Genomic DNA, 19,231 nt, shown 5'->3' on the forward strand with positions numbered 1-19,231 from the left:
AACTGAAAATGAATGTTGATTTTAAAATAGCGGTACTGCTAACTTGCCATAACCGCCGAGAGAAAACACTCCTTTGTTTAAAAGCTTTGTTTCAGGCCCGGTTGAAACCCAATTATAAGGCAGATGTTTTCCTGGTCGATGATGGCTCAACAGACAGGACAGGCGAAGCAGTAAAAGAGAACTTTCCCAAAATCCATGTCATCCAGGGAGATGGCAGTCTTTTCTGGAACCAAGGTATGCGTTTGGCCTGGGATACAGCCAGTCGGAACGGAAACTATGATTTTTACTTGTGGCTCAACGATGATACGATATTGGATGAGTCTGCACTGGAAGAATTATTAAATTGTTACCAGAAAGCGTTTCATAAAGATCAACGACCCTCAATTATTGTAGGTGCTTGCGAATCTGATGCACAGAATAACGACTTTACCTATGGGGGTAGAAACGAAGAAGGAGCTGTCCTTCCAAATGGTGATTTACAAATTTGTAAGTACATGAATGGAAATGCAGTACTGGTTCCTCAAGCGGTCTTTGAGAAGCTAGGTAATCTTTCTCCGGAATACACCCATGGGATGGGTGATTTCGACTATGGATTGAGAGCCCAAAATGATGGATTTGTTTGTTACACGACAAGAAAATACATTGCTGTCTGTCCAAGAAATGAGGGAGTAGGCGCTTGGTGCAATTCGCAAACTCCTATATCGAAACGTTGGGAGTTGCTATATTCGCCGAAGGGACTTAACCTTAAAGAATATAATATCTTTCGCAGGAAGTTTTGGGGATGGAGGTGGATTATTTATGCAATCAAGGCTTATCTTAAGATCTTATTCCCATTGTTTTATTCCTCGTTAAAAGTATCAAAAAAGTAAAAGCTATGCTCGCTCCAATTTGCCTTTTTACATACAATCGATTAGCTGAGACCCAGCAAACCATCGAAGCTTTGCAGAACAATTTTTTGGCTTCAGAAAGTGAGCTGTTTATTTTTTCGGACGGACCTAAAAATGAAGCTTCAAAACCTAAGGTTACCGAAGTGAGGGCCTTTCTCCACTCCGTCAGTGGATTTAAAAGTGTGTCACTGATTGAAGCGAATGAAAACAAAGGATTAGCCAGATCGATTATTTCAGGGGTGTCAGAGATCATCAAAAAGTATGGGAAAGTGATTGTTTTGGAGGACGATCTAATTACTTCTCCCAACTTTTTGGATTTTATGAATCAAGCTTTGAATTTTTACCGTGATCACGAGAATATATTTTCTATTTCAGGTTACTCTCTGGACTTACCTTCATTAGAAGGCTATGAGGCAGATTATTATCTGGGCTATAGGGCTTCATCTTGGGGGTGGGGAACGTGGCTTGATCGATGGGAGCAAATAGATTGGGCTGTGAGTGATTACAAGAAATTTATTTTCGACCCTTTTGAGCATATTAAATTTATGCGTGGTGGCTCCGATTTGCCTTTTATGCTTTGGAAGCAAATGAATGGAAAAATCGATTCCTGGGCGATTCGATGGTGCTTTCATCAATATAGGCGAGAACAGTTAACAGTCTTTCCTTCACAGTCCAAGGTCACTAGTATCGGGTATGGAGAGGAAGCGACACATACCAAAGAAACAAATCGTTTCGATACAAATTTAGATGATGGAGTTAATCGACTTTTCTCATTTGATCTTGATTTAAGATTAGAGAAAAAATTAGTCAAAGAATTCAGAAATAAGTTTTCAGTATATAAAAGAATTAAAGATAAATTTTGAAAGTGAGACCAAATATCCTTTTTCTCCTTCATCTTCCTCCTCCAGTTCATGGATCATCCATGGTGGGCCAATATATTTATGGAAGTTCAAAAATTGCAAGCTTATTTTCAGGCAGGTATATTAATCTGTTGGCCTCGAAAAATGTGAGCAGTTCGGGGAAAGTGAGTTTGAGCAAAATAAGCAGTTTTGTTGGTATTTGGTTTAAGCTTCTGGCTGAATTGCTCAAACAAAAGCCACAATTGTGTTATTTGGCTTTAACGGTAACAGGTGCTGCCTTTTACCGGGATGTGCTAATTGTTGCCTTATTGAAACTATTTGGAGTTAAACGTGTTTATCACCTGCACAACAAGGGTGTTAAGCGGTGGAGCGACAACAGGGTTCATCGGCTTTTTTATCATTTTGTGTTTAAAGATGTTGATGTCATCTTATTGTCGAAACATCTTTATTCCGACATACAGGATTTTGTGCATGCATCAAAATTTCATATTTGTCCAAACGGAATACCCAATGAAAATCCAAATTCTAAAATCCAAATTCCAAGAGAAGAACGGTCAGTTGTTAAAATTTTATTTCTTTCCAATTTGATTGAGTCGAAAGGGGTTTATGCCTTGATTGAAGCTTGTTCTATGCTGAAAAGTAAGGGGATTTCATTTCAATGTGATTTTATTGGAGGTGAAGGAGATATTACAGCCGAACGATTTCAAGCTATGGTTGATCAATATAATTTAGCAGATCAAGTGAATTTCTTAGGTAAAAAGTATGATCAGGAGAAGTTCTTGGCTTTTGTAAGTGCCGATATTTTTGCTTTCCCGACACATTATCCCAACGAGTGCTTCCCTTTGGTTATCCTGGAAGCCATGCAATACTCACTTCCAGTTATCTCTACTTTTGAAGGGGGGATACCAGATGTAATTGAAGATGGAATAACTGGATTTCTTGTGCCACAGAAGGATGTAGAGGCGCTGGCTTCAAAACTTGAGTTCTTGATCAACAATCCAAAGGTGCGCCACCAAATGGGGGCAGCTGGAAGACAAAAATTTGAGAATGAGTTTAAGTTGGAAGTCTTCGAGAATAGGCTGACTGACATTCTCCAACAAATCATCGACGAATGACTTCAATGGAGTTAACCACACTCTGAAAGCAGCAGTTCGCTTACTGTTTCCCCAATATATATTTTATCATACTACCATGAATGAATCTACTACACCTTTGTTAGGCTATTCAATTTATAGTCATGACTTATCGACGATTCGGACGAACAGCCGGCTTGTGATCAACACGCTGAACGGTCATTCCTATAACGTGGCAAAAAAAGATTCGCTGTTTAACGAGGCATTAAAAGCTTCCGATATTCTATTGCCCGATGGCGATAGCGTGGTCCTTAGCGTGAAGTGGTTAGGCGGTGCAAGAATCCGGAAGGTTGCCGGCTACGATTTGTTTATGTATTTGATGAATCGTCTCCACGAGGAAAACGGATCTTGCTTTTTCCTGGGTGCCATGGAAGGAACATTGGATAAAATAAAAAACAAAATATCGAATGAATTTCCCAATGTCCGGGTAGGAAGTTTCTCTCCTCCCTTTAAAGCCGAATTTTCGGAGGAAGACAACGAGCTGATGCGAAAGCATGTCAGCCGTTTTTCACCCGACGTTTTGTTTGTTGGAATGACTGCGCCAAAACAGGAGAAGTGGGTTCATCTGAATAAAGAAAAGCTGGATGCACGGATTATCTGTTCCATTGGCGCAGTCTTCGACTTTTACGCCGGTACAGCAAAACGCCCACCCCAGTGGATGATTAAGCTAAAATTGGAATGGCTGGGCCGGCTGCTGAAGGAACCCAAACGCCTCTGGCATCGGTATCTTGTATCGACACCAGTTTTACTCGTTGACGTGTTGCGTTATAAACTAAAAATCAAGAACTAAATCGTAAAAAAACAAGCATGCTCAAAATATGGGTCAGTGGGCTGTTGATGACGGTCCTGATGACCATCTGCAGTACGACAGCGCATGGCGAATCGGGAGAGCGGATCCAAATAGAATCAGAATTGACACCGAAGCCTGCAAGCGACCAGTTTTTGGTTTCGATCTGGGGCCCTACCCGACCCAAGCGCTTTTGGCTGGGAGGCGGCTTTTCGTCAGACTTTTGGAACCAAAGTTACGTGGGAGGCAAAGGAATACTCGACTACCTGTTGTGGAGCCGGCTTACGCTGGGGCTGGAAGCGGGAGCCTGGGTGGGCGACACCTCCCTGCAATCGAAACGCACACTGGCTTCAGGAATACGTGCCAGCTATCAGTTTATCCCCTTCAACCGGTCACTGCGCAGAAGGCCCTGGAGTCTGTACGCCGGAATGAGTTGCGGCGCCGTATTTGGCGCCGGCCATAAAGAAATTGACATGATCGACCCTTATGTGGATCTCCATGCCGGGGCACGCTATCTGATCAGCAATCACTGGATGCTCTTTAGCGAAATTACTGGGCGCAACGCTACGGTGGGACTTGGCCTAAGGTTTTAAGAATCGTTATCAACACCACGGAAAACAGGAAAAAGTAGCCTTTGAACAATCTTTATCCAATCTCTGGCGTACCGAACATTCAGCAAACGAAATCACACTTCGGAAGCCACGATACCCGGCAACCACCTCCCCCTGCGCTACGCTTGAGTACTCCTTGCGTCAAAAGCCGGACAGGCTCTTGGAAAGGGCAAACCACCTCCCCCCGATTCTCGGGGTACTCCTCCTTGAAAAAAGGAGGAGAAAAGGGCGCACCTTGCGGAGGTTTGGAGCTGAAAGCAAGCGGGATGTCACTGCCGCAAATTCTCCTCCTTACAAAGGAGGAGTACTCCCGGTTTACCGGGAGGGAGGTGGTTGGATTCTTCTTTTTAGCTTTCAGCATGCAAATGCCACGGACGATCGGTTAGCGACGGAGGCGCAAGAGTACTAACAGGAGCAATCAGAAACACCGAACAAGAAACAAGGAACAAGAAAACCAAAATCTCCAATGACCAATCCCGAATCACCAATAAAAAAAACCACCCACAGAGCAGCATTAATCTCCTGCTCCGTGGGTGGTTCATTACAATAGGTATTTGAATGCCAGCTTACATGATCACAATCTTGTCCTGAAAGATTTGTCTTTTGGAAATGAGTTTGATAATGTAAGTTCCTTTGTTGAGGTTCGATAAATCGAGGCGTTCTTCCAGGTTTCCAAATGAAGCTGAAACGAGTTGTTTGCTGACCAAATTGCCGGTCATGCTGAACAGGAACAATTCACAGTCGTCTGAGCTCAGGTTATTGGCGCGAACATTAACTTGCCCGTTCGATGGATTTGGATAGACCATCACATCCAAGGCATTCGCTGTTGGGTCAATGCTTGTATTGACACCATTGCCCATGAGCACGTTGTTTGTGACCTCGTAGTTGTCGAAAGGCTCCATCTCGTTGCCTGATGCATCATAGATGGGCGTTGCTCCCCGGCTGTAGCTCACGATGATCTCATCTTCGTATTCATATTTGAATTCCAAATCGAGGTAGATTTCATTGTCCTTGATGGACACGTGGCGGACAATATTCCCATCGCTCAGGGTAAAATCGGATGAGATTTGTGCACTTTTCAAGTTGTCCGTTTCCAGCGGTTCGCTGTAAGCCAGGATAATGCGTTTTGGATTGTTGTTTTTTACTTCGCCATTCACAATCTTACCATTAATCACAATATTGATGGTGATATAAGCGCTTGCGGACAAGGGCTCCATGGCATTATCCGTTACCTCCACTTCAAGCACAACGGTTTCAGAAGTGGTCAATTGGATCGCGTCGGTGGCATACAAACCGCCGGTGGCCGGGTCAATGGTAAATAGACCCTCTTCGTTACCTGAAACGATGGCAAACGTTAAGCTTTGTTCCAGGTTGGAATCACTCGCCAGCACCTGTCCGATCATATCCCCCAACTTATTATTCTTTCGAATCTCGAAGCTTTGATCAGCAATCACCGGACTCTGATTAGCAAAGGCAGGCGTGATGTGAATGGTGATCTTGCCATGGGCCGAAAGTGGCATTTGATGATCGTCCGTAACCTGAACCACAAGCGTTAGGCTTTCATTACTTTCGAATGAAATCGCCTGATTGGCAAATATTTCTCCGGTTTCGGGATTGACTTTGAATAAGCCGGATTCGTTTCCTTGTACGATTGAATACGTGAGCTGCTGACCAGCGTCAGGATCTGAAGCCAAGATTTGTCCAATGAATTGATTGCTGACCAAATCACCATCAATTTCAATAGACTGGTCGGCAATGGCCGGACTCTGGTTAAGCTGAATTCCTTTGATGTTGATTGAAGCCGTAGCACTGACTGACAGCGATTGCTCACCATTGTCTTTCACCTCAACCGTCAAAACAACGGTTTGATCATTGGTGGTGATAAAATCAGCAGCCGCACGAATTTCTCCGTTCTCAGAATTGATGGTAAACAAGCCCGCTGCATTTCCACCGGTAATGGCATAAGTCAGCAACTGGCCTGCGTCGGGATCAGACGCAACAATCTTTCCAATGAAATCATTCACCTCAAAATTACCTTCCACGTCAACGGTCAGGTTTTGTGCGACCGGACTTTGATTGATTTCGACAATTTTCAGGCTGATAATCGTCATGTCTGCATGGGCTGATAAAGGATTTTCTCCATTGTCAGTTACTTGAACCATGAGCGAAAATAACTGGTCAATTGTAGCGGAAATGTTCGTGTTAGCGAAGATTTCACCGGTTTCCGGATTGATTTTAAATAGACCGGCTTCATTTCCCTGAACAATAGCATAGGTCAGTTGCTGATCCACGTCGGGATCAGACGCCACCACCTGCAGAATAAAATCATTCGTTTGAATCTCCTCTTTCAGCTCAACGGTCTGGTCTTCAATAACCGGACTCTGATTTAGCTGAATTCCTTTGATATTGATCGTTGCAGTGGCATTCACAGCTAACGACTCTTCGCCATTGTCTTTCACTTCAACCGTCAAAACAACCGTTTGGTCATTGGTGGTGATAAAATCAGCAGCCGCGCGAATTTCTCCGTTTTCAGAATTGATGGTAAACAAGCCCGCTGCATTTCCACCGGTAATGGAATAAGTCAATACCTGGCCGGCATCCGGATCAGACGCGTCAATCTTTCCAATGATATCATTCATCTCAAAATTACCTTCGACCTCAACAGTCAGATTCTGTGCGACAGGACTTTGGTTGATTTCAGCAATTTTCAGGCTAATAATCGTCATATCGGCTTGGGCTGATAAGGAATTCTCCGCATTGTCGGTTACCTGCACCACAAGTAAAAATGACTGGTCGATTGTTGTGGGAATGCTTGCGTTGGCGAAGATCTCGCCGGTTTCCGGATTGATTTTAAATAGCCCGGCTTCATTTCCCTGAATAATGGCATAAGTCAGTTGCTGATCCGTGTCGGGATCAGACGCCACCACCTGCAGAATAAAATCATTCGTTTGAATTTCCTCTTTCAGTTCAACGGTTTGGTCTTCAACAACCGGACTCTGGTTGATTTGAATTCCTTTGATATTGATTGTTGCGGTGGCATTCACAGCTAAGGACTCCTCGCCATTGTCTTTCACTTCAACCGTTAAAACAACCGTCTGGTCATTGGTGGTGATAAAATCAGCAGCCGCACGAATTTCTCCGTTTTCAGAATTAATGGCAAACAAGCCCGCTGCATTTCCACCGGTGATGGAATAAGTCAATAACTGCCCGGCATCGGGATCAGACGCTATGATCTTTCCAATGATATCATTCACCTCAAAATTACCTTCGACCTCAACAGTCAGGTTTTGTGCAACCGGACTTTGATTGACCTCAACCGCCTGAATAGAAATGTGTATCTCTGCAGTAGCCGACAATGGCTCCTGATGATTATCGGTAACTTGCACCTGCAGCGTGATTGATTCGTCAGCATTTGCTGGAATGTCGGTATTGGCAAAAATTTCTCCGGTTTCAGGATTAATTTTAAACAGTCCTGCTGTGTTTCCTGCGGTCAGGGTATAGCTAAGCGTTTGATCTACATCCGCATCGGTAGCTACAATTTTTCCAACAAGTTCATTCGCCACTTTGGGCTCGGCAATCGCAAACGATTGTGCTTGAATTTCCGGTGCTTGGTTGGGTTCAACACTTACTCGATTGTAAAGTTCGCTAATCTCAATATCGGTCAATGCCGTGTTGTAAATGCGAACTTCGTCGATCAAGCCTTCATACAACAGGGTCGGATTTTCGTCATCCCTTCCGGCACCGATCAGTAAATTGTAGCCTTCGCCCGATTCAATCGATCCGGTCGCATCTACAGTAAACAGAATTTCGCCGTCGAGGTAAATTATCTTTTTGCTTCCATCGTAGGAGACTGCCAGATGATGCCAGTTTCCATCCCACAAGCTGGCGATGTTGGGAATACTCGTCCAGGCTGATGTTGTTCCTGAGGTTTTAAAGGAAATGCTTTGATTTCCCGGATGGATATACAGGGCATAAGTGTCAGTATTCGGTCCGCCATGCATGATGATGCCCTGATAACCAGTTGAGATTGACTGTGGTTGAATCCAGGCACTTAAAGTCAGCTCGTCCTGAACGTTGGCGCCAAAGCTGTTTCCCAGGTTGATGTGTCCTGTGCCTGTCAGTTTCAGACCATCGCCGTTCACGCCTTCAACCCGAAGTTCTTCATTCATCAGGGTTCCGTCGTTTGAGCCTTGCGAGTCAACCACAGTTGCACCGGCAGGTTCTTCAAACAAATATTCGGAAAATGCAGGCGATAAGTCTGGCAAGGCAATGGATACCGAACGACTGATTGCTGAGGAGATATTTCCTGCGTCATCTTTTGCCCAGGCATACAGTGTATGGGTTCCCTCTGCGGAGAAAGTGTAAGTCTCAGGTGCCGATGTGGTCCATTGGCTATCATCAGCTGTCGGTGTGGTTGCAGTCTCAGTCAACTGGTATCCCACAACAGCGGTATTGTCCGAAGCGGTCAATTCACTAATCGGAATCGTTAACGCACTGTAGTTTGAAGGAATTGAAAAGGACGCAATCATCGGAGAAGTTGTGTCCGGAGCTGGCGCCGCTTCAATGGCATTGATCCGGATGGTAATCTCGGCGCTGGCCGAAAGCGGACTGGAGGCGTTATCAGTCACCTGCACGGTCAAAACCAGGGTTTGATCGGTTGTTGCCGGAATAGATGCAATGGCAAGCAAATCCCCGGTCAATGCTTCCAGGGCAAACTGGTTGTCGCCATTTCCTTCCAGAATGGTGTAGGTCAATTCCTGCCCGGCATCTGCATCGTTTGCGATGATTTGTCCAATCAAATCGTTCACATCTTTTGGGCTGCTGATATCAAAAGACTGATTGTGAATTTCAGGGGCCTGGTTGGCTTTTTCGGCCGTTTTCTTGGTGGTCTTAATCAGAATCTGGGAAGTAAAAGGCTCCAGACTAATACTGCCGGCAACTTCCTTCCCATCTAAATCCCGGTAAATCGAACTCCCAAGATCAATGGCTTTGGTTTGTTTGGTAGCATTGTAGAAGAGTTCCTCTTTCTCGCCATCAGCGAGAGGAGAACCATCGAAAGTTGAGTTGGCATCCTGGCCTGTGGCGGATTTCCAATTTTCAAAAGTCAAAAAAGAATCCTGACTCCTGAAAGTACCAACCTTGTGCTTGCTGTAATACTTATTATTATTGTAGATATGGGTAGCTCCCTTCCTTTGACCAACAACTCTTGTATCTGAAAAATTATCAAAATTCTTTTCAAAAACATACACGATATTGCGTGTTATCAAACAATTTTCGTTTTCTTCATCGCTATATATACCGTATAAAGCGTCTAGTATCGTATTGTCGTCAACAGTTATATTTCCATTTTCATGTAAGTAAATTCCACCGTTTCCAGAATAGGCAATCGTATTGCCTTGTATCAAGACATCTTTAATGTTATTGTCCATGTATATACCATAACCATAAGTCCGATCCAAGACTCCTCCCTCTTTGGTACCTCTGGAATATAAAACAATATTGTTTGTCACGGAACTCCCAGATACACCAGTGTTTGCATAGTTGCTGGTCCAAGTGTATATTGCGCCTCCATCGTCTTTAACAAGGCACACGTTTTTTATATAGTTTTTATCAATAATTGTGTTTGGAGTGTCCCATCTAATACCTATGTAGCCAACATTTTCAATTCTGTTGTATCGGAAAATATTATTGCGACCATAAGGATTGTAGATTGCAACCCCTTCCATAGGACCTCCCATCCCTGTTACACCGAGGTTCTCCAGCAAGGCGGTATTGTAAACTCTATTATCCAGAAACTTAGAATCACTTGTATTAGCCCAGATGCCATTGTTGCTTGCCCCATTAATATAATTGTTCTGGTAGTTTCCATTGCTGTCGTGATTGATACGTAAACCTTCCGCCTCCGGGAAATGTATGCCCACATTATTTATTGTTAGGTGCTCACAATAGTCAGCGCTAAGCCCAATATCTGAAGCATGGAGAAGGTCAAGGTTTTCAACGACAATATGATCTCTGTTGTTGATAAGCATTCCAGTAGTTAGATAAGAACCCCTAATGCTGTAGTTTGCAGGAGACTCTCCAGTAGGAGTCCACAAATAAACCGTTTTTGAATTAGTATCGAAGTAAAACTCTTGGGGAGCCGTTAAATATTCAAGTTTATTGGCTAAAAAATAACCGTCTCCGACACTTAGAGGATACAATGGTGCACTATTAATTGAAAGGTTTTGGTTGTGATTTCCTCCGACAACTGTTTTTGTTTCTACCCCCCAAGCATTTGTTCTGCAAATAAAGGTTGCTCCAACATGGCTAAAGTTGGGAAGACTGTTATCTGTAAAGTTCGTTTTACTGCCGACAGCATCAATAATGGAATATCCGCTATCAGGATATCTTGCAAGCTTCATTTTCTCACCATCAAGGAACAGCTGGTTAATATCACTTTCAACTTTTGCCTTATAGATATTCCCCTTGTACAAACTCCATCCCGTAATTTCCTGTGATCCATAGATCTTCGGCTTATCTCCTGAGCCATAAGCACCATAGGTAATTGGTTTTCCAGCACTTCCTGACGCCGGAGGTGTTAAGGTGCCGACCCATTCATCGCCCCGCTTAAATAAAATTTTGTCGCCGGCTTGTGGTTTAAAACTATTTACTTTTTCCAGGGACTTCCAGGCTTGCCCGGTTGTTGTTCCCGAATTTGAATCATTTCCTTCACTGCTGCTTACATAATAGCTTGTTTGCGCTATCAGTGCACCTGGTAGTAACAGGAATACGATTAGTATTAATCCTCTCATCTCTCTCTTCATCTCTCTCACTATTAATAAATTAATCCTATCCTCAAAAATCTGTTGGACTCCTTTCCTCGAGTCATCTGTTCTTTTCCTTTTGTAATTTGCCTGGGCCTGTGCCAGGCAGCATTTGGGTTGGTTACTTCCTGTTCACTAAAGCAACGAAGTAAGCCAATTCATTTTGTAGTCCACGCTGGGTACGAGTAGCCAAATAGGTTGTTTCCCTTTTATTGACGAGGCGCTTTAAACCAGTTCCTATTCGCTTTGCAACTTTCTTCGTTGTAATTGGAAATAGGCTGGAGCCGCTGTTCGTCTTTCAGCTCTTATAGACCTGAAACAAATCATTAAGCAATGATGCGCACCGCTCGAAACCGGAAAGTCACATTCTTCTTTTCCGGCGTGATCAAAGGCGATAACTTGAGCCGCAAGAGCAGGATCGACTGAAAATTCATGATCGAACTGCTAGCTGACTTTTCAATAAGGTTGTATGAATACATGACTTGGGAGACCAAGCCATCAAAAAAAGACCAAAGTAGATTAAATGTTTTCAATTCAATTTGATTATTGTTAATATTAATACCTATCTACACACAAATCCCACTTCACGATAATATAAACACGCTCAAATTTCGAGTACAATAATGCTAAAAAAAACGAAAAGTAAATAATCCACTTAACGGTATCGGCTAATTTAGAATGAATTCAAATAAGATAAATCGCTGATAGATCACATTTTATAAGGGATTCAGCGTTTTAATCTTAGAGATTGGATATCAAAATAAATTGTTGTTTTTCACGATCATCAAAATCGAAGGGATGTCAGATTGTGAGGTTTTGTTAATCAGAGGAATCTAGTCGCTTTTCAAAAGGGTTTTCGCAAAGAAAAACATGATGAATTTTAATTGTTCAGTCCGTTTGGTTAGGATATCGCTTCCCCGCCTTTTCCGAAAGATAGCTCCCACGCCTTAATGAGTGAATTTACCTAACAAGCTTAAAATGGATCAGGCGAAGTTTGGCCAATGCCCTTTGAGCAGAAACAAGTCTCTCGTTTCTCTCTTCGCAGTTTGGCAGCCACATCTTTTGATGGTTGCTTTCGAAGGGAATTTTAGTGTGTTGATTTAGTGATATTTGCCGTAGAACATGCGGCGGCTGGCTGAATGATCTGGGGGTGTCTGGCGGTCAATAAATACTGGGGTTTAATGGTTTTACGTGAAATTACCCATTGTTTTATAAGGGCTGTCGTTGGATATTTGAATAAACAAAATAACCGGAAAAAGATGGATTTTAACCAGAATGAAAGCCGGTTTTTTTAATGTTCCATAAAGGATTGAAAACAGTTTGAGCGATCACCGACGAGTTCGAAAGTCGCATGTTTTCACGATCAATGTTCCCAGAGAAAAATGGGAGGCAAAGAGCGAAGCTGTATCATCCTTAGAACACCGAGTGAGAAGATTGTCCAATTTCCATTGGATTTGAGGGTTTGAAAAGAAAAAAATGAAATTATGACACACATTAATTCTTCCTATAATTGGTATGCATTATATACCAGATCGAGATACGAAAAAAAATTGCACCTGGATCTAAGCAAAAGAGGGGTTGAAAGTTATTTGCCTCTTAAAGTGGAAAAACGGAAATGGAGCGATCGGGTCAAAGTTATTGAAGAACCTTTGTTGCGCGGCTACCTTTTTGTCAAGGTAAGTAATAAAGAATATTTCGATGTATTAAATAATGCAGGAGCTGTTTCGTATGTTGCATTTGCAGGAAAGGCAGCGTCAATTCCAGAAAATCAAATTCATAGCTTGAAAACTTTCGTAAGTAACTTCAATGATCAGATCAATGTAACCCGCGAGCGAATCTCGAAAGGTACGCTTGTCAAAATTAAACGAGGATTGCTGAAGGACGTTCAGGGCGAAATCGTCGAGATTCGGGGAAAGAACCGAATTGTTCTGCGCTTTGAAAGCTTGGGGTACTGCATTCATAGCGAAATTGCCATTGACGATGTTGAATGCCTGGAATCGGACAGCGTTCTGGATTAAAGCACGGTTTAATACCCTACTGACCTTGTCATTCCAATTATTTCCATTCGGCAAAAGACAGAGAAACGTTTGTTGCGAATAGCCAATCATTTATCTGAAAAACCGTCTTAATACTATTTCAAAAATAAAATTGATTTCTCCAGTCTGATTCAAACCCATTGCCACCCCGAAAATACTCAGGACAAGCAATTTCTAAAAAATAAAATCCCAAAATTTGTTGATAGATGAAAGTTTTGATATTAGCGGGAGGTCTTGGAACGAGGCTTTCTGAAGAAACGACGATTAAACCCAAGCCAATGGTCGAAATTGGAGATCGACCAATTATTTGGCATATCATGAAAACCTACTCCCACTACGGACACAATGAGTTTATCATTTTGTGCGGATACAAAGGGTACGTAATCAAGGAGTTCTTTGCAAACTACGTGCGTTATCGCTCTGATTTGACAATTGATTTGGTTGGCAATACAACAACCTATCACAAAAATCACTCAGAACCTTGGAAAATAACGCTCATTGACACAGGGCAGGACACTTTAACCGGGGGACGAATTAAGCGGGTAAAGGATTATTTGGGCGATGAACCATTTCTCCTCACCTATGGCGATGGTGTTTCAAATGTCAACATCAATGAGTTAATTGAATTCCATAAACAGCAGAATGCCTATGTCACGCTTTCTGCAATCAGGCCACCTGGCCGTTTCGGCGCATTTAGCCTATCCGACGAATCAGACAAGATTACTTCATTCAAAGAAAAGCCAGAAGGTAATGGCAGCGACACAGCCTGGATCAATGGTGGTTTTTTCGTTGTCGAACCACAAGCGCTTGATTTCATCGAGGGGGATCACACGATCTGGGAAAGAGATCCGCTTGAGAACATTGCCCAACAAGGCAAACTGGCTGCCTACAAACATCAAGGGTTTTGGCACCCAATGGATTCGCTGAACGACAAGCATAAGCTTGAAGAGCTTTGGGCAACTGGGAAAGCCCCATGGAAAATATGGGAATAAATCGTTTTGGAACAGAATATTATTAAAGACATAGAGCAATGAAAATATTGATTATTGGAAATATGGGCTATGTTGGCCCTGGCGTAATCGCACAATTAAGATCAACCTATCCCGATGCGGAGTTAATCGGCTTTGACATCGGCTATTTTGCAAACCAGCTTACCGGCACCGAGTTTATTCCTGAAGTGAAACTGAACAAACAAATCTTCGGAGATGTCCGCCACTTTCCCGCAGAACTGTTGCAGGGTGTGGATGCCGTTGTTTATCTGGCAGCAATTTCAAATGATCCGATGGGTGCCAAGTATGAAGAAGTGACGCTTGAAGTCAACTACCGGTCGTGTGTTCGAATTGCAGGACAGGCGAGGGAAGCCGGTGTGAAATCGTTTGTTTTTGCATCAAGTTGTAGCATGTATGGTTCAGCCAATGGAGATGCTAAAACAGAGCATGACAGCCTGAATCCGCTAACAGCTTACGCACGATCAAAGGTTTTTGCAGAAAAGGAGCTGGAGCCGCTGGCTACCAATGACTTCACAGTTACCTGCCTGCGCTTTGCCACCGCTTGCGGAATGAGCAACCGATTAAGATTGGATCTGGTGCTCAACGATTTTGTGGCCGGAGCCGTCGTAGCAAAGGAAATTAACATTTTAAGCGACGGAACCCCTTGGCGCCCTTTGATCAACGTATTGGATATGGCCCGGGCGATTGAGTGGGCCATTGGTCGCGACCAAGCCAATGGAGGAAAATTTCTGGCTGTCAATACGGGCAGCAACCAGTGGAACTACCAAGTAAAAGAATTGGCTGAAGCTGTGGGTGAAATTGTTCCCGGATGTCAGGTTACGGTCAATGAGGATGCCCCACCCGACAAGCGATCTTATAAGGTCAACTTTGATCTTTTTGAAAAACTGGCTCCAAATCACCAACCCATTTATGACTTAAAGACAAGCATCGAAGAGATCTACAAGTCTTTGTCGGAAATTGGATTGAAAGACCCAAAGTTCAGAGAATCAAAATACATGCGTTTAAAGGTATTGGCCGGCTTGCAAGAGAATGGACATTTAGACGACAATTTATCATGGAACTGGTAATTCAACAGATATGAAATTCAACGAAACAGAATTAAAAGGAGCCTTCGTTCTGGAAATTAACCAGCTGACTGACGAAAGAGGTTTTTTTGGACGATCCTGGTGTAAACGCGAAATGGAAGAGCATGGCCTGAACGGCAATGTTGTCCAGGCCAATACATCTTTCAGCAAAACAAAAGGAACCCTTCGTGGTATGCATTATCAAAAACATCCGCACGAAGAAACCAAATTGATACGCTGCACAAAAGGCGCCATTTATGATGTGATTGTAGATTTGCGCAAGGACTCGCCTACCTACCTCAAGTGGTTTGGGATTGAGCTGAGTGAAAACAATTACAAAATGCTTTATGTGCCGGAGAAATTTGCCCACGGTTTTATATCCCTGACGGACGATGCGGAAGTGACCTACCTGGTTACCGAATATTATACCCCAGGCGCTGAAGCCGGCTTGCGATTCAACGATCCGAAATTGAAGATCGACTGGCCGCTGGATGTAACTGTAATTTCAGAAAAAGACAGGCAGCATCCGGATTTTGATGAATCCGTATTACCATAAAAACCAAACATCATGATCATTGTAGATAAAGCCCTCCAAAAAAGACACGAAGATAAAAACCCAATCCGCGTAGGAATGATTGGCGCCGGATTTATGGGTCGTGGAATAGCTATTCAAATTGTGAAGTCAGTTCCCGGAATGGAGTTGGTAGCTATTTCAAACCGAACAATTGCAAAAGCAATCAAAGCATACGAAGAATCAGGAATTGACGATGCAAGGATTGTTGAGAAATTGTCTGATTTAGAAGACAACATTAGACATGGCAAGGTGAGTGTGACGGAACAACCGGAGCTAATTTGCCAGGCAGATGGTATTGACGCCGTGATTGAAGTTACGGGAACCATCGAACTCAGTGCTCAACTAATCTTAAAAGCGTTTGAGCACAAAAAGCATGTGATCATGATGAATGCTGAGGTTGATGGAACCATTGGCCCCATTCTGAAAAAATATGCAGATGAGGCCGGAGTTGTTCTGACCTTTGCGGATGGCGACCAACCTGGCGTTGAAATGAACCTGTATCGTTTTGTAAAATCCATTGGTGTTAAGCCTGTTCTGTGTGGAAATATCAAAGGTCTTCATGATCCTTATCGGAATCCGACAACGCAAGAAGGTTTTGCCAAGAAATGGGGACAAAATCCTTCGATGGTTACTTCTTTTGCCGATGGAACCAAGATTTCATTTGAGCAAGCCATTGTAGCCAACGGAACCGGCATGCGGGTTGGCAAGCGCGGCATGTATGGCCCAACCGTCCCTTCCGGAGCTCCACTTCATGAGGTGGTTCACCAGCTTTATCCGCTGGATCGTTTGCTGGAAGGCCCTGGAATTGTTGACTATGTGGTCGGAGCCCAGCCGGGTCCTGGTGTATTTGTGCTGGGAACTCACGATGATCCGCTGCAACAGCACTACCTGAATTTATATAAGCTCGGAGAAGGACCGCTGTATTTGTTTTATACACCTTACCATCTTTGTCATTTCGAGGTGCCATTAACCGTTGCACGAGCGGTTTTATTTGGCGATGCTACCCTGGCACCCGCCCGCGGACCACTGGTGGAAGTTGTGACAACTGCGAAAATTGATCTAAAAGCTAACACACAACTCGACGGTTTGGGCGAGTACATGACTTATGGTTTATGTGAGAATTACGACACAGCCAGAAAAGAAAATCTGCTGCCAATTGGAGTAGCCAATGGCTGCCGGTTGAAAAACGACATCCCCAAAGACCAGGTGATCACTTACGACGACGTGGAACTTCCTCAAGGCAGATTATGCGACCAGCTAAGAATGGAACAACTCAAAACATTTAATCCTGAGTTGATTACCAAAACTGCGATACAGTTTATTTAGCTGCAGATTCGTTTTGCAGTATTCCGCATCGATATTCATTTTAAGGGAAAAAATAGAAGGTATCCAAGTTGCAATCCACGACTGCACCGGATGCAAAGAAGCATTTCAGGATAAGAGCTTCAGTCAGAATAGACGAAAAAAGAAAAATAAAGAACTGGTCAGTGGTGCACCGCCAGACCATTGATGAATTATTTATTTGTAAAAAGAGAGAAATATGTCAAAAGTTGCATTAATAACTGGAGTTACCGGACAGGACGGAGCGTACCTGTCGGAATACCTGCTAAAAAAGGGTTACATCGTTCACGGGATTAAGCGTCGCTCATCCATGTTTAATACCGATCGTATTGACCATTTGTACCAGGACCCACATACGACCAATCGCAATTTTATTTTGCATTATGGCGATTTAACTGACAGTTTGAACCTGACTCGGATTATCCAGGAGGTTCAGCCCGATGAAATCTACAACCTGGCAGCCATGAGCCATGTCAAGGTGAGTTTTGATACCCCTGAATATACAGCCAACGCTGATGGTATAGGAACGCTGAGAATTCTTGAAGCCGTGCGCTTACTAGGATTAAAGAAGACGAGAATTTACCAGGCATCGACCTCCGAGTTGTACGGAATGGTGCAGGAAATTCCTCAAACAGAGCGGACTCCTTTTTATCCGCGCAGTCCTTATGCTGTAGCCAAAATGTACGCCTACTGGATTACGGTAAATTATCGCGAAGCTTATGGCATGCATGCCAGCAACGGCATCTTGTTCAACCACGAATCACCCATTCGCGGCGAAACATTTGTCACCCGGAAAGTGACCCGGGCAGTTTCCAGAATCGCTTTGGGTATGCTTGATAAAGTTTACCTTGGTAATTTAAGCTCGAAACGCGATTGGGGCCATGCCAAAGACTATGTGCGGGCCATGTACCTGATCCTGCAGCAAGATAAACCCGACGATTATGTGATTGCAACCGGAATCACAACATCGATTCGCGACTTTATTACGATGGCTTGCGAAGAAGTTGGTTTGGAAGTTGCTTTCAAAGGGCAGGGTGTCGACGAAGTTGGCTACCTGGTGGGAGTTGATGAAATGAGATTCCGTGAGCGAGTAGGCGACGAATACCTGGAAGATCTGCGGATGCGAATTTTGTCGAACGACAATGAGATTGTCAAAATTGATCCCATGTACTTCAGGCCAACCGAGGTTGATCTGTTGATTGGTGATCCAGCTAAATCGCAGCAAGTTCTGGGATGGAAACCAAAGTATGACTTGCAGGGATTGGTTGCCGACATGATGGCTTCCGATGTCAAACTCTTCCAGAAAGAATCGTACCTCCGAAACGGAGGATATCGTATTTTGAATTTCTTCGAATAAAGATAGTCCACGCTGAGTAAAAAAGCTGAAAGTATGAGCTGTACCTGCAGAGGCAGGTGCAGGCTTATCTTTCGGCGTTTTAAAGACTTGACAATCGAAACGATCGGCAAGTGAAGTGTGGAAAAAACCAGATAAAACAATCCGAAGCATCAAGCCATCAAATGCTTGGAAAATTACATGCAGGATTGTGCCCTAATAATGAGCTTGAGAGATGGACAAAAACAGTAAAATATATATTGCCGGACATCGTGGTCTGGTCGGGTCAGCCCTTCTGAAAAAACTAAAGGAAAAAGGATATCAAAATTTTGTGCTGCGAACCCATTCCGAATTGGATTTGACCAACCAGCAAGCGGTCGCAAATTTCTTTACAAGCGAAAAACCAGACTATGTTTTTCTGGCGGCGGCAAAAGTGGGCGGCATCATGGCGAACAACACCTATCGCGGAGAATTCATTTATGATAATTTAATGATTCAGAACAATGTGATTCATCAGGCTTGGTTGACTGGAGTGAAAAAACTTCTTTTTCTTGGAAGCACGTGTATTTACCCACGTGAAGCTCCCCAGCCCATGTCGGAAGATAGCCTGTTGAGCTCAGCCCTGGAATACACCAACGAACCTTACGCCATTGCCAAAATTGCCGGCATTAAACTGTGTGAAAGTTACAATATTCAATACGGGACGAACTTTATTTCGGTGATGCCCACCAACCTGTATGGTCCGAATGACAACTTTGATTTGGCGAACTCTCATGTGCTGCCTGCCTTAAT

13 protein-coding genes are annotated in these 19,231 nt (G+C 43.5%); 12 read left to right on the forward strand and 1 reads right to left on the reverse strand.

Translation table 11 applies throughout. The features are described 5' to 3' along the window. Positions 1-8: 8 nt before the first annotated feature. The 5 genes from NC99_RS01470 to NC99_RS01490 all read left to right on the forward strand — a co-directional run bounded on the left by NC99_RS01470 (position 9) and on the right by NC99_RS01490 (position 4,260). The gene (locus tag NC99_RS01470) at positions 9-869 is read left to right on the forward strand and encodes a glycosyltransferase family 2 protein (protein WP_053179114.1); all 861 of its coding nucleotides are present in this window, start codon (positions 9-11) and stop codon (positions 867-869) included. A gap of 5 nt (positions 870-874) precedes the next feature. Continuing rightward, positions 875-1,750, forward strand: a complete 876-nt coding sequence (locus NC99_RS01475) for a glycosyltransferase family 2 protein (RefSeq protein ID WP_053179115.1) — start codon at positions 875-877, stop codon at positions 1,748-1,750. 2 nt (positions 1,751-1,752) lie between these two features. Next, entirely contained in the window at positions 1,753-2,862 is a 1,110-nt protein-coding gene (locus NC99_RS01480) for a glycosyltransferase family 4 protein (protein ID WP_157624346.1), read from the forward strand. 76 nt (positions 2,863-2,938) lie between these two features. Further along, complete coding sequence (locus NC99_RS01485; RefSeq protein ID WP_053179117.1) at positions 2,939-3,670, forward strand: WecB/TagA/CpsF family glycosyltransferase; 732 nt, start codon at positions 2,939-2,941, stop codon at positions 3,668-3,670. Positions 3,671-3,687: 17 nt separating this feature from the next. After that, on the forward strand, positions 3,688-4,260 hold the full coding sequence (locus tag NC99_RS01490; protein ID WP_053179118.1) for a hypothetical protein: 573 nt from the start codon (positions 3,688-3,690) through the stop codon (positions 4,258-4,260). Positions 4,261-4,844: 584 nt separating this feature from the next. Here NC99_RS01490 and NC99_RS01500 read toward each other — a convergent pair. Beyond that, complete coding sequence (locus NC99_RS01500) at positions 4,845-11,081, reverse strand: cadherin domain-containing protein (protein ID WP_082326247.1); 6,237 nt, start codon at positions 11,079-11,081, stop codon at positions 4,845-4,847. A gap of 1,484 nt (positions 11,082-12,565) precedes the next feature. On the opposite strand from NC99_RS01500, the gene NC99_RS01505 reads away from it, so the two are divergent. From NC99_RS01505 to NC99_RS01535, 7 genes are all read left to right on the forward strand, one after another. Further along, positions 12,566-13,099, forward strand: coding sequence for a UpxY family transcription antiterminator (locus NC99_RS01505; RefSeq protein WP_053179122.1), 534 nt, complete (start codon positions 12,566-12,568; stop codon positions 13,097-13,099). A gap of 224 nt (positions 13,100-13,323) precedes the next feature. After that, positions 13,324-14,109 carry a glucose-1-phosphate cytidylyltransferase gene (rfbF, locus tag NC99_RS01510; protein ID WP_053179124.1) on the forward strand — a complete coding sequence of 262 codons (786 nt, stop codon included), beginning with the start codon at positions 13,324-13,326 and terminating at the stop codon, positions 14,107-14,109. 38 nt (positions 14,110-14,147) lie between these two features. Continuing rightward, positions 14,148-15,194 carry an NAD-dependent epimerase/dehydratase family protein gene (locus tag NC99_RS01515; protein ID WP_053179127.1) on the forward strand — a complete coding sequence of 349 codons (1,047 nt, stop codon included), beginning with the start codon at positions 14,148-14,150 and terminating at the stop codon, positions 15,192-15,194. A gap of 10 nt (positions 15,195-15,204) precedes the next feature. Beyond that, positions 15,205-15,747 carry a dTDP-4-dehydrorhamnose 3,5-epimerase gene (rfbC, locus tag NC99_RS01520; RefSeq protein WP_053179128.1) on the forward strand — a complete coding sequence of 181 codons (543 nt, stop codon included), beginning with the start codon at positions 15,205-15,207 and terminating at the stop codon, positions 15,745-15,747. A 12-nt stretch (positions 15,748-15,759) separates the two neighbouring features. Then, on the forward strand, positions 15,760-17,091 hold the full coding sequence (locus NC99_RS01525) for an NAD(P)H-dependent oxidoreductase (protein ID WP_053179133.1): 1,332 nt from the start codon (positions 15,760-15,762) through the stop codon (positions 17,089-17,091). A 214-nt stretch (positions 17,092-17,305) separates the two neighbouring features. Continuing rightward, positions 17,306-18,463, forward strand: coding sequence for a GDP-mannose 4,6-dehydratase (gene gmd / locus NC99_RS01530; RefSeq protein WP_053179135.1), 1,158 nt, complete (start codon positions 17,306-17,308; stop codon positions 18,461-18,463). Between the two features lie 211 nt (positions 18,464-18,674). Continuing rightward, on the forward strand, positions 18,675-19,231 hold a 557-nt coding region (locus tag NC99_RS01535; protein WP_157624348.1), incomplete at its 3' end, for an NAD-dependent epimerase/dehydratase family protein.

Origin of the sequence: Sunxiuqinia dokdonensis (assembly GCF_001270965.1) — a bacterium.
Classification (GTDB): Bacteria; Bacteroidota; Bacteroidia; order Bacteroidales; family Prolixibacteraceae; genus Sunxiuqinia; species Sunxiuqinia dokdonensis.

Excerpts from the sequence above, each read along its gene's own strand:
- NC99_RS01470 (WP_053179114.1), top strand. The coding sequence starts at position 9 with ATGAATGTTGATTTTAAAATAGCGGTACTGCTAACTTGCCATAACCGC.
- NC99_RS01475 (WP_053179115.1), top strand. The coding sequence starts at position 875 with ATGCTCGCTCCAATTTGCCTTTTTACATACAATCGATTAGCTGAGACC.
- NC99_RS01485 (WP_053179117.1), top strand. The coding sequence starts at position 2,939 with ATGAATGAATCTACTACACCTTTGTTAGGCTATTCAATTTATAGTCAT.
- NC99_RS01490 (WP_053179118.1), top strand. The coding sequence starts at position 3,688 with ATGCTCAAAATATGGGTCAGTGGGCTGTTGATGACGGTCCTGATGACC.
- NC99_RS01500 (WP_082326247.1), bottom strand. The coding sequence starts at position 11,081 with ATGAAGAGAGAGATGAGAGGATTAATACTAATCGTATTCCTGTTACTA.
- NC99_RS01505 (WP_053179122.1), top strand. The coding sequence starts at position 12,566 with ATGACACACATTAATTCTTCCTATAATTGGTATGCATTATATACCAGA.
- rfbF (WP_053179124.1), top strand. The coding sequence starts at position 13,324 with ATGAAAGTTTTGATATTAGCGGGAGGTCTTGGAACGAGGCTTTCTGAA.
- NC99_RS01515 (WP_053179127.1), top strand. The coding sequence starts at position 14,148 with ATGAAAATATTGATTATTGGAAATATGGGCTATGTTGGCCCTGGCGTA.
- rfbC (WP_053179128.1), top strand. The coding sequence starts at position 15,205 with ATGAAATTCAACGAAACAGAATTAAAAGGAGCCTTCGTTCTGGAAATT.
- NC99_RS01525 (WP_053179133.1), top strand. The coding sequence starts at position 15,760 with ATGATCATTGTAGATAAAGCCCTCCAAAAAAGACACGAAGATAAAAAC.
- gmd (WP_053179135.1), top strand. The coding sequence starts at position 17,306 with ATGTCAAAAGTTGCATTAATAACTGGAGTTACCGGACAGGACGGAGCG.